This is a genomic window from Flavobacterium sp. (genome assembly GCF_044349645.1).
GTDB lineage: Bacteria > Bacteroidota > Bacteroidia > Flavobacteriales > Flavobacteriaceae > Flavobacterium.
In genome coordinates this window covers 30856-43004 of record NZ_JBIKQP010000004.1, presented here as the reverse complement: position 1 = coordinate 43004, position 12149 = coordinate 30856, and the positions used below count along the sequence as shown (strand labels likewise).

Genomic DNA, 12149 nt, shown 5'->3' with positions numbered 1-12149 from the left:
CCTTAGCGAACCTTTCGTAAATCTTTGCGTACTTTGCGGTTAAATAAAATTATGAAATTACTCACTTACAAAACACAAACATCTGAATCTAGATTAGGATTTATTCATAACAATCAAGTGGTCGATATGGAAGATTTTGGGGATATTTCCAATTTCCCATTACCAGATTCTATGTTAGGATTAATCGATATGGGAATTGAAGTTATAGACGAAATAAATTCTTTAGTTGAAGATGCTAATCCGGCTGAACTGGCCGAAATTAGTTATTCATTTGATGAAATAACCATTCTTGCTCCGATCGAAAAACCAAGAAAAAACATCATTGGTATTGGTTTAAATTACACTGAACACATTGCTGAAAGTGCTCGAACATTAGATACTACTGGAAAATTACCTCAAAAACCAATTGTATTTTCAAAACCTCCAACGACAGTAACAGGAACCAATACCGAAATTATAAAAAACACCAAACTTACCGAACAATTGGATTGGGAAGTGGAATTGGCTGTAATTATTGGTAAAAAAGGAAAATATGTTCCTAAAGAAAATGCGATGGATTATGTTTTTGGCTATACCGTAATTAATGATATTTCAGCACGTGATTGCCGTCGTGAAGGACAATGGATTGTTTCCAAAGGTCAAGATACTTTTGCACCAATGGGACCTTATTTAGTAACAAAAGACGAAATCGAAAATCCTCACAATCTGAATTTATCTTTGACTGTTAATGGTATTGAAAAGCAAAATTCTAATACTCAATTTTTATTGTTCAATATTAATGATTTAATAAACGATTTGAGTACGGTTTTCACTTTAGAACCCGGAGATATTATTGCCACTGGAACCCCTTCAGGAGTTGGTGCTGGAAGAAGTCCGCAGGAGTGGCTTCATGATGGAGACGTTGTAGAATGTAAGGTTGAAGGAATTGGCACGATTAGAAATACCGTTAAAGAAATATAAATTTATTTCGCAAAGTTCAACTAAGAAAGACACACAGTAACACAAAATTTATGTGAATCTTTGTGAAATCTTTGTGAATCTCTGGAATCATTACAAAAAAATAAAAATATTAAATAGAGTGCTCAGACCAACACAAACCTTTGCGAACTTTGCGAAAACCTTTGTGTCTTTGCGGTTAAATAAAAAAACATGAAAAAATATAGAATAGGACAAATAGTTCCGTCGTCTAATGTGACCATGGAAACCGAAATACCCGCCATTTTTCGATCTCGAGAAACCATCTTACCAGATCGTTTTACTTTTCACAGCAGTAGAATGCGAATGAAAAAGGTAACCAAGGAAGAACTTGAAGCCATGGATGCCATGAGTTTGAAATGTGCCCAAGAACTTTCAGACGCTCACGTAGATGTAATGGGTTATGCTTGTTTGGTTGCTATTATGAGCATGGGACGAGGCTACCACTGTGTATCGGAAGTGAATTTACATCAGGAAACTATTGCTAACGACTTCCCTACTCCAATTGTAACTTCGGCAGGTGCTTTAATTAATGGTTTAAAAGTTTTAGGTGCTAAAAAAATAGCCGTAATTACACCATATATGCGCCCGTTAACCGATATGGTTGTAGATTATATTGAACACCAAGGTTTTGAAGTTGTCGATTCAATTGCATTAGAAATTCCTGATAATTTAGAAGTTGCTGCACAAGATCCAATGAATTTATTAGAAATATACAAACGCTTGAATTTAAAAGACGTTGATGTTTTAGTAGCTTCTGCTTGCGTACAAATGCCGTCTCTAGAAGCAATTGATTTAATCCAAAAAGAAATCGGAATTCCGGTAACTTCAGCAGCAGTTTGTACAACTTATGAAATGATGAAAAAACTTGGAATTGAAGCAAAATCAGCTATTGGTGGTGAACTATTGAGTGGAAAATATTAATAATTAATCAATTCTAATAAAGCGTTTTCAAATCTGCCTTTTGGCAAATATTGGTCTTCTAATGCTTTTGTGAAAGGAATTGGCGTTTCTAAACTTGCCATTCGTTTTACAGGAGCATCTAAATATTCAAAACAGTTTTCCATTATCATTGAAGAAATATCACTTGCAACACCACCAAATAAAGAGTCTTCTTGGTAAATAATAGCTCTTCCTGTTTTCTTTACAGATGCAAAAATTGCCTCTGTATCCAATGGTTGCAAAGTTCTTAAATCCAATACATCTGCAGATATTGAAGGATTTTTATCTAATGTTTCCAACGCCCAATGTACTGCTGCTCCAAAAGAAATTATTGTTACTTGGTTTCCTTCACGAATTAATGATGCTTTTCCTAAAGGCAATGTGTAATAATCCTTTGGCACGTCTTGACTAATACTTCTATAAAGCTGTTTGTGCTCAAAGTACATTACTGGATTTGGATCATTAATAGATTCATTTAATAAACCTTTAGCATCGTATGGAAATGCTGGGTAAACAACCTTTAAACCTGGTGTTTTGGTAAACCAAGCCTCATTGGTTTGCGAATGAAATGGTCCAGCTTGGGTTCCTCCACCACAAGGCATTCGAACTACTACATCTGCTTTTTCTGACCAACGGTAATGTGATTTAGCAAGTAAATTTACTATTGGATTGAAACCTGTAGAAACAAAATCGGCAAATTGCATTTCTACAATCGCTTTATAACCATTTATGGACAAACCCATTCCGGCTGAAACGACTGCGCTTTCGCAAATGGGTGTATTGATAATTCTATCTTTACCAAATAAATCAACAAAACCACCAGTTATTTTGAATGCACCTCCATATTCTGCAATATCTTGCCCCATAATAACTAAATTACTATGTCGCTCCATTGACTGTTTTAAGCTGGTTGAAACGGCATCAATCAAACGGATGTTTTCAGTTTCGTCTGAATGTTTAACTTCTTTGAAATCAAATGGTTTGTATACATCATTTAATTCATCTTTATAAGTAGCTTCGATCTCAGGTTCTGCATTTGCAAGCACCAAACTTTCATCGATAATTGCAGTAATTTCAGCATGAATTTCATTATCATAATCAGTGGTTAATATTCCATTTTCAGTTAAAAACCTCTTGTAATTATCAACCGGATCTTTGATCGCCCATAAATCCATCAATTCCTGAGGAACATATTTCGTCCCACTCGCCTCTTCGTGACCGCGCATTCTAAAAGTTTTGAATTCTAATAAAATTGGTCTAGGATTATTAATCATTGATGTTTTTAATTCTGAAACTAAGTTGTAAACTTCTAAAATATTATTTCCATCTACAATATGACTTTCCATTCCGTAACCAATTCCTTTATCGGCTAAATTATCGCATCGGTATTGCTCATTTGTTGGTGTTGAAAGCCCATAACCATTATTTTCTATGATAAATAAAACAGGTAATTCCCAAACAGATGCAATGTTTAATGCTTCATGAAAATCTCCTTCAGAAGTCGCTCCTTCTCCAGTAAAAACTGCAGTAATTTTTCCGTTTTTCTTTAATTTATTTGCCAAAGCAATACCATCTGCAACTCCCAACTGCGGACCTAAATGCGATATCATTCCAATAATATGGTGTTCTTGAGTTCCAAAGTGAAAACTTCTATCACGGCCTTTGGTAAAACCATTTGCTTTTCCTTGCCATTGAGAAAAAAGTCGATATAATGGAATGTCTCTTCCAGTAAAAACACCCAAGTTTCGGTGCATTGGAAGAATGTATTCATCTTTGTCTAAAACAGCTGTAATTCCAACAGAAATTGCCTCTTGCCCAATTCCTGAAAACCATTTAGAAACTTTTCCTTGTCGAATAAGTTTTAGCATTTTTTCCTCTATAAGTCTTGGTTTGAGGATTCTTTTGTATAAATCTAATAAGGTTTCATCGGACAAATTCTTTCTATCGAAATTCATTTTTTGAGGTTTTTAAACGTACTCAAAAGTATAAAAAAATAACAGAAATGCCTCAAATTGTTATATTTTTTTGCATTGGTGTGTAAATTAAAATCTACATCGAAAAAAAATCTTTACATTTGTAATAATAAGGGTTAAACCTCAATAAACAACAAAATTTGATACTATGCAAAACATTCCTAGTGTTGACTTGCGTGATTTCCTTTCGGGCGAACCGGAACGTAAACAAAAATTTGTAAATGAAATCGGAAAAGCATTCGAAGAAATTGGATTCGTTGCTTTAAAAGGTCATTTTTTAGATGACCAATTAGTTGATGAACTGTACGGAGAAATTAAAAATTTCTTCTCACTTCCTTTAGAAACTAAATACAGTTATGAAATTCCTGGCATTGGCGGACAAAGAGGATATGTTTCTTTCGGAAAAGAACATGCAAAAGGTCGCAAGGAGGGGGATTTAAAAGAATTTTGGCACTTTGGGCAATATGTTGAAAAAGGATCAAAATATGCCGACGAATATCCTGATAATGTTGTAGTTAAAGAATTGCCAAGATTTAACGAAGTGGGTAAAGAAGCCTACAAAATGCTTGAAAAAACGGGTATTTATGTACTAAGAGCTTTGGCATTACATTTAGGATTAGATGAATTCTATTTTGATCAATATGGCTATAATGGAAATTCGATTCTAAGACCTATTCATTACCCACCAATCACTTCAGAACCAGAAAATGCAATTCGTGCTGCAGCTCATGGTGATATTAATTTGATTACACTTTTAATGGGTGCTCAAGGCAAAGGATTGCAAGTTCAAAGACATGATGGTACTTGGATTGACGCAGTTGCTGAACCTGACGAGTTAGTTATAAATGTTGGAGATATGTTGTCACGACATACTAATAACAAATTAAAATCGACGATTCATCAAGTAGTGAATCCTCCACGTGAATTATGGGGAACTTCTAGATATTCAATTCCATTTTTTATGCATCCTGTGAGCGAAATGCATTTGGATTGCTTGGAAAGTTGCATTGATTCAGAGAATCCTAAACTTTACGATGATATTACAGCAGGTGATTTCTTACATGAAAGACTAATCGATTTAGGATTAATAAAAAAATAAGAATTTCAAAATACCAATTAAAGTACGGATTAATCAATTCGTACTTTATTTTTTAAATGTAGTTTATTATGGACTTACAAGACCAATTAAAAAATCTATTTCCAGATCATGTTCCGTTACCTGAAGAAGAAAATGAGATTGAGAATAGAGAGCTTTGGATCCAAGACGATCCAATGATTTGTAAATTTGAAAAAAGAAAAGGAAAACCCACAACAATTATTGAAGGTTATACAGGATCAGACGATGACTTTAAAATACTGGCTAAAGAATTAAAGACAAAATTAAGTGTTGGCGGAAGTTTTAAAGACGATTCAATTATTATACAAGGAGATTACCGTGATAAAATAATGACAATTTTGAAAGAAAAAGGTTTCAAAGTAAAACGTGTTGGCGGTTAATAATGTCCATTTTCAAAACAAATTCAAACAAAAATATATGTTAAAAGCATCAGAATTAATTCTAAACCCCGACGGAAGTGTATACCATTTAAATCTAAAACCTGAGCACATTGCCCATGATATTATTTTTGTAGGAGATCAAAATAGAGTTGAAAAAATTTCTAATCAATTTGATACAATTGAATTCTCATTCCAAAAAAGAGAATTTAAAACCCATACTGGAACATTAAATGGGAAAAGAATATCTGTAATTTCAACAGGAATTGGACCTGACAACATCGACATTGTCATGAACGAATTGGATGCTTTGGTTAATATTGATTTAATAACCAGACTACCTAAGACTACTTCAACATCGTTAAATATTGTAAGAATTGGAACTTCAGGTTCACTACAAGCTGATATTCCTGTTGATAGTTTTGTGATGTCAAAATACGGATTAGGATTGGACAACATGCTTCGCTCCTATTTAGTTGATGAAATTTCAAATTCTAAAATGGAAGAATCGTTTATTAATTATACCAATTGGGATAGTAGAAAAGGAAGGCCATATGTAATTTCTTGCTCTGAAAAACTAGAACAACTTATCGAAAGTGATAAAATACATAAAGGAATAACAGCAACAGCTGGAGGATTTTATGGTCCACAGGGACGTGTTTTAAGATTGGATATTCAAGATAAAAATTTGAATTCTAAAATGGATACCTTTCAATTTGAAGGAAATAGGATCACCAATTTAGAAATGGAAACAGCTGCAATTTATGGGCTTTCAAAACTATTGGGACACAATGCTTTGTCATTAAACGCTATAATTGCCAATCGTGCAACTGGAACTTTTAGCGAAGATCCTTACAAAGCAGTAGATGAATTGATAAAATATACTTTAGAAAAATTGGTGAAGTAATAATTTACCATTCAATATTTTTTTTACCTATACTTTGCAAGTAGTTATTGGCCTGACTAAAATGTTTATTTCCAAACCATTTTCCTTGATTAGCACTCATTGGTGATGGATGTCCAGATTCTAAAACGAGGTGTTTGCTTCTGTCAATTTTCAAGCCTTTCTTTTGAGCAAAATTTCCCCATAGTAAAAAAACTACATTTTCTTTTTTGTCAGAAATCAAATGAATAACAGCATCTGTGAATTGATTCCAATTCAAATGTTTGTGACTATTTGGCTTGTCTTTTTGTACCGTTAAAGCTGCATTGAGCAATAAAACTCCTTGTTTTGCCCATCGCTCTAAATTTCCTGAAGTCGGCATTAACAAAGCATCTAAATCCAAATTTATTTCTCTGAAAATATTTTTTAAGGACGGCGGTATTTTTACTGAATCATTTACAGAAAAACAAAGTCCGTTTGCTTCACCCTCGCCATGATAAGGATCTTGACCAATAATCACCACTTTCAAATTTTCAAAACTACAATAATCAAAAGCGGAGAATATCAATTCTTTGGGTGGATAGCAAATATTTTTTGAATATTCATCTTCAATAGAATTCATTAATTCAATGAAATAAGGATGCTTTATTTCCTCATCTAATAATGATTTCCATGAATTATTTAAATTGATTTCCATAAAATAATTAAAACTCAAATATACAAAATCAGATTGTGAAATTGCTAAATATAATTGGTTCAACAATCATTAAAACTTTATAAATCCGATAGTAATTGACTGGTAATTATGTATTTTTGCATTGCTAATTTTCAAAAAAATAATGATCAACATTAACGAAAAAACGATTAATGACTTACAATTTCCAACAATATTAGAAACTCTTTCTTCTATTTGTAATACAGATATTGGTAAGCAAAAAGCCTTGGAAATCAAACCTTTTAATGAAAAAGAGGAATTGATGGATACTTTATTGCAAACCTCGGAATATGTTTCTTCTTTTCAGAATAATAATGCGATTCCAAATCATGGATTTGAAATAATTAATCATGAAATTAAATTTTTGGCAATTGAAGATAGTTTTTTAGAAGTTGGAAGTTTTAGAAAAATTGCAAACATCTCAATTACCGTAAATACCTTATTGTTGTTTCTTAAAAAATTCGAAGAGTATTATCCCAATCTGAATAAGCGCGCCATTAAGGTAGAATATACCAAAGAGATTATTGCTTTAATTGAAGATGTTGTTGATAAATATGGAGAAATTAAAGACAATGCTTCAATTGATTTATTAAATATTCGTAGAAATATGAATACCGTAAGAGGAAAAGTAAATCAGAGTTTTGGAATTGCCTTAACTCAATACAATTCACTTGGCTATTTAGATGATATCAAAGAAAGTTTTGTTCAAAATCGTAGGGTATTAGCCGTTTTATCAATGTATCGAAGAAAGGTTAAAGGTTCAATTTTGGGAAGCTCAAAAACAGGAAGTATAGCTTATATAGAACCAGAAACTACTTTAAATTATTCTAGAGAATTAAGTAATTTAGAATACGAAGAAAAAGAAGAAATCACAAAAATTCTTAAGTATTTAACTGATAGAATTCGTCCTTATTTATCACTAATAATAGAATATCAAGAGTTTTTAAGTGACATTGATGTTACAGCTGCCAAAGCTAAATATGCAGTTAAAATAAATGCGATATTACCAACAATTACTGAAGAACGAAGGTTGTATTTTAAAGACGCCTTCCATCCTATTTTATATTTAAATAATAAAGAAAATAAACTGATTACTTACCCACAAACTATAGAATTAGAATCAAATAATAGGATTATTGTTATTTCTGGTCCAAATGCTGGTGGTAAAACCATTTCCTTAAAAACAGTTGGATTACTCCAATTAATGTTACAATCGGGAATGTTGATTCCTGTCCATGAACGAAGTGAAACCTTTTTGTTTGACAGAATTCTAACCGATATTGGTGACAACCAATCTATAGAAAATCATTTGAGTACTTACAGTTATCGATTGAAAAACATGAATTATTTTCTGAAAAAATGTAACAGTAAAACCTTGTTTTTAATTGATGAATTTGGAACCGGTTCTGATCCTGAATTAGGTGGTGCTCTAGCAGAAATTTTCTTGGAAGAGTTTTACAACCGGGAAGCTTTTGGAATAATTACAACCCATTATTCAAATTTAAAAATATTGGCAAACGAATTACCATTTGCGATGAATGCCAATATGTTATTTGATGAAAAGTCATTAGAACCAATGTATAAATTAGTTTTAGGGCAAGCGGGAAGTTCCTTTACATTTGAAGTTGCTCAAAAAAATGGAATTCCTTTTGGCTTAATAAATAGAGCGAAAAAGAAAATTGAAGGCGGAAAAGTTCGCTTTGATAAAACGATTGCTACACTTCAAAAAGAGCGTTCAAAAATGGAGAAAACCTCTCAAACATTAAAAGAGGAGGAATTGAAAGCTCGTGAGGAAGGCAAGAAAATGGAAAATATTAATATTAAAATCAAACAGAAACTGGAAAGTTATCAGGAATTGTATGATAGCAATCAAAAGTTAATTTACATCGGACAAAAGATTGATGATTTGGCTTCAAAATATTTTAATAAAAAAAATAAAAAAGAATTGGTTGCTGAATTCCTTAAAATAATTGAAATAGAAAATTCCAAACGAATTAAAATTTCATCCAAGGAAGTAAAAGCAATAAGTGATAAAAAGAAAGAAGTAATTCAAGAGGTTTCTGAAAAAGTAGAAATTATTCGTGCGGAAAAGAAAGAAAAGAAACTAAAAGCTAATTTGGTAGTTGAAAAACCGAAGCCCGTTTTGAAAGTTGGTGATAGAGTTAGGATGTTTGATGGAAAATCTATTGGAACAATTGATAAGATAGAAAAAAATAAAGCACTAGTAAATTACGGCGTTTTTACCTCTACTGTAAATTTGGAAGCTTTAGAATTTGTTGAATCCAAGAAAAAGTAATTTTTTATGATAGCATTTCCCAAAGGTAAAAAGATAATTTTATTTGATGGTATTTGCAATTTATGCGAATCATCGGTGTTATTTGTAATAAAATACGATAAGAAAGATATTTTCCGTTTCGTAGCCTTACAATCGGATTTAGGAAAAGAAATTGTTAAGCATATTGGATTAAATCCAAAACATATTGATAGTGTAATACTATATGAACCTGGAATATCTTATTTCTATAAATCTGCTGCAGCTATTGAAATAGCAAAAGATTTAGGAGGTTTTTTTCATATGGGAACACTATTCAAAATAATTCCAAATGGTTTACGAAACTTACTTTATGATTACATAGCAAAAAATCGATATTCATGGTATGGAAGAAAGGAAAGTTGTTGGACTCCAAGCAATGAATTAGAAACTAAATTCTTATAATAAAAAAACTCCTCAATTGCTTGAGGAGTTTTTTAAAATTCAAAACTAAACTAATTAGTTTTTAATGATCTTTTTAGTTATAGAACCTTTCTCAGATGTAATGTTCATCATGTAAACTCCTGAAGATAAATCAGAAATATTAACTTGTACATTGCTTACATTTGAGTAAGTATTTTGTTTAACTATTCTTCCATTTAAATCAGTAATTGAAATAGAATTTACAGAAATATTTTCAGTATTAGAAATAGTAATAAAATCTTTAGCAGGGTTTGGAGAAACTGAGAATATCGTAGTTCCACTATCAAAAGTAGCATTATCTAATAATGTATCGGTAGCTGAAGCTCTAACAGTAAGGTTATCCATAACCATTGTTGCAGATGAAGTATTAGGAGCTGCTGTTGTATTTCCTGAGAAAGAAATGAAATCTATTTCAGCTGGTGCTGTACCTGCAGAACTTCCTGTAAGTGTTAAACCTGCAGCTGCTAATCCAGGAGCTTTAATCCTTATTTGACCTGTTGTAACGTTATATGAAAACCCTATTCTACTAAAAGTATTTGCTGGTAATTGAATTCCCGGAGCAGCAGCTAAGCTATACGACCAATTATCAACAGGATCTGGAGCTGGAGTAGAATAACAAACTAAAAATAATTCTCTTGTAGCTGCTCTTACAGTAAAACCTGCAAGAACTCTGTCACCTGCAGCATTAAAGATATAAGCACCAAAAGTATTTCTACTGGTACTTGTACCAGCACCTGGATTAATATCAATCTCTAATTCAATAATGTTGTTATTTGCTGTTCTAGCAGACCAAAGTGCAGGTAGACCGTCCTTCCAAACAAATCTACTCCCTAAATTACCATTAGGACCTTCTAAAAGTAAACCTTTACTGGCATTTCCTGAAGTTACTATTTGAGCATTAGTAACACCAGCATTAGTAGTTGTAGTTGGTGGAGTACCATTACTAGAAAAAAGGTAATAACCTCCTTGACCTGTAACTGAACCAGTAATTTCGGTAGATACATTGCCAGTATTTAAAGAATTAAAATCATCACTCATTAAAACTTGCGCATCAATAAATTGAAACGACAATGATAATGTAATTAAAAGTAAAAGTTTTTTCATAAATAAATTTTTAAAAAGTTAAAGATTAAACAAATATAAAAAAAAATAAAATGGATTTAAACAATATTAGAAAAAATTAATCTTCTTTCTCCCATTTTCCGACAACCGAAGTTGCTAAAGCATTCCCTAAAACATTGGTTCCACTTCTAAACATATCGCAAAAATGATCTATTGGCAAAATTAATGCTATTCCCTCGATGGGAATTTTAAACATTCCACAAGTTGCAGCAACCACAACCAAACTTGCTCTAGGAACACCCGCGATACCTTTACTTGTGAGCATTAATACAAAAAGCATGGTGAATTGAGTTGGTAAATCCAAATGAATTCCATAGGCTTGAGCGATGAATATACTTGCAAATGTCATGTACATCATACTTCCATCAAGGTTAAATGAATATCCTAGTGGGAGCATAAAGGATACAATCCTGTCTTTAACACCAAAACGTTCTAATTCTTCGGTCAATTTAGGAAATACAGCTTCAGAACTTGTGGTGCTAAATGCAATTACTATGGGACTAATAATACGTTTTAACAACAAACTCATTTTTGATCTTAAAAAAAGAAAACCAACAGCAACTAATATCACCCATAATGTTGTGATTCCTACCATAAAAGAACCGAAAAATTTGGCGTAGGTCATTAATAAATCACCAAAATCTCTGATTGCAAAAACTCCAGCAATAGCTCCGAAGACTCCTATTGGCGCAAATTTCATCACATAATTTACCATTTTTAAAACAATGTGTGATAATTTATCTAATGCATTCACAACTGGTTTTGAATTGTCACCTATTGCTGCTGCAGCCAATCCAAAAAAGATTGAAAAAATAACAATTTGAAGTATTTCGTTACTCGCCATTGCTTCTACAATACTTTTTGGAATAATATGCTCAATAAAATTTTGAGCAGAAAACACCTGAGTTTTCTCTGTTACTTCACTTGCAGTTTTTAAATCAATATTTGATAAGTTTAATCCTTCGCCTGGAGTTAATACATTAACCCAAAACATTCCAATTAACAAGGATACAAACGAGGCAGTGAAAAACCAACCCATAGCTTTCCCTCCTATTCTTCCAACTGCTTTAATATCCCCAAGCTTAGCAATACCAACTACTAAAGTTGAAAAAACTAAAGGCGAAATTATCATTTGAACCAAACGAATAAATATCGTTGCTAATAATTTAATGTAACCGCTAAATTCTTTTGCACCTTCTTCTGTAAGATTATTGTGGATAATTATACCTAATATTCCACCCAATACCATGGCGATTAGAATTTGGAAAGTTAAATTACCAAAAAGGGATTGTTTTGATGTTTCTTGCATTT

The 12149-nt window shown here is 32.2% G+C and carries 11 protein-coding genes; 7 read left to right on the top strand and 4 right to left on the bottom strand.

Translation table 11 applies throughout. From position 1 onward, the window contains the following. The first annotated feature begins 51 nt into the window (after window positions 1–51). Together AC9UFV_RS01620 and AC9UFV_RS01615 are read left to right on the top strand one after the other, a co-directional pair. Window positions 52–960 carry a fumarylacetoacetate hydrolase family protein gene (locus tag AC9UFV_RS01620; protein ID WP_509572103.1) on the top strand — a complete coding sequence of 303 codons (909 nt, stop codon included), beginning with the start codon at window positions 52–54 and terminating at the stop codon, window positions 958–960. A 189-nt stretch (window positions 961–1149) separates the two neighbouring features. After that, window positions 1150–1899, top strand: coding sequence for a maleate cis-trans isomerase family protein (locus AC9UFV_RS01615; protein ID WP_509572101.1), 750 nt, complete (start codon window positions 1150–1152; stop codon window positions 1897–1899). On the opposite strand, the gene AC9UFV_RS01610 is transcribed toward AC9UFV_RS01615, so the two are convergent. Continuing rightward, a complete protein-coding gene (locus AC9UFV_RS01610) occupies window positions 1896–3872 on the bottom strand; it encodes an alpha-ketoacid dehydrogenase subunit alpha/beta (RefSeq protein WP_509572099.1) in 1977 nt (658 codons plus the stop codon). The genes AC9UFV_RS01615 and AC9UFV_RS01610 overlap by 4 nt on opposite strands. A 166-nt stretch (window positions 3873–4038) precedes the next feature. Between AC9UFV_RS01610 and AC9UFV_RS01605 the strand changes: the two genes are divergently transcribed. The 3 genes from AC9UFV_RS01605 (at window position 4039) to AC9UFV_RS01595 (ending at window position 6291) form a co-directional block, all read left to right on the top strand. Continuing rightward, entirely contained in the window at window positions 4039–4989 is a 951-nt protein-coding gene (locus AC9UFV_RS01605) for an isopenicillin N synthase family dioxygenase (RefSeq protein ID WP_509572097.1), read from the top strand. Window positions 4990–5057: 68 nt separating this feature from the next. Continuing rightward, window positions 5058–5387, top strand: coding sequence for a translation initiation factor (locus AC9UFV_RS01600; protein WP_509572095.1), 330 nt, complete (start codon window positions 5058–5060; stop codon window positions 5385–5387). Window positions 5388–5424: 37 nt separating this feature from the next. Beyond that, a complete protein-coding gene (locus AC9UFV_RS01595) occupies window positions 5425–6291 on the top strand; it encodes a nucleoside phosphorylase (protein ID WP_509572093.1) in 867 nt (288 codons plus the stop codon). A gap of 4 nt (window positions 6292–6295) precedes the next feature. Here AC9UFV_RS01595 and AC9UFV_RS01590 read toward each other — a convergent pair whose 3' ends face one another. After that, window positions 6296–6964, bottom strand: coding sequence for a uracil-DNA glycosylase (locus tag AC9UFV_RS01590; RefSeq protein WP_509572091.1), 669 nt, complete (start codon window positions 6962–6964; stop codon window positions 6296–6298). A gap of 142 nt (window positions 6965–7106) precedes the next feature. Between AC9UFV_RS01590 and AC9UFV_RS01585 the strand changes: the two genes are divergently transcribed. Together AC9UFV_RS01585 and AC9UFV_RS01580 are read left to right on the top strand one after the other, a co-directional pair. Next, window positions 7107–9278 (top strand): endonuclease MutS2, encoded by a 2172-nt coding sequence (locus AC9UFV_RS01585; protein ID WP_509572089.1) that lies wholly within the window; start codon window positions 7107–7109, stop codon window positions 9276–9278. A 6-nt stretch (window positions 9279–9284) separates the two neighbouring features. Then, window positions 9285–9698: a thiol-disulfide oxidoreductase DCC family protein gene (locus AC9UFV_RS01580; protein ID WP_509572087.1), complete on the top strand. Its 414-nt coding sequence runs from the start codon at window positions 9285–9287 to the stop codon at window positions 9696–9698. A gap of 54 nt (window positions 9699–9752) precedes the next feature. Here the strand turns inward: AC9UFV_RS01580 and AC9UFV_RS01575 are convergent, their stop codons facing one another. Together AC9UFV_RS01575 and AC9UFV_RS01570 are read right to left on the bottom strand one after the other, a co-directional pair. Continuing rightward, entirely contained in the window at window positions 9753–10820 is a 1068-nt protein-coding gene (locus tag AC9UFV_RS01575) for a T9SS type A sorting domain-containing protein (RefSeq protein WP_509572085.1), read from the bottom strand. A 76-nt stretch (window positions 10821–10896) separates the two neighbouring features. Then, on the bottom strand, window positions 10897–12147 hold the full coding sequence (locus AC9UFV_RS01570; protein WP_509572083.1) for a dicarboxylate/amino acid:cation symporter: 1251 nt from the start codon (window positions 12145–12147) through the stop codon (window positions 10897–10899). Between the last annotated feature and the right edge of the window lie 2 nt (window positions 12148–12149).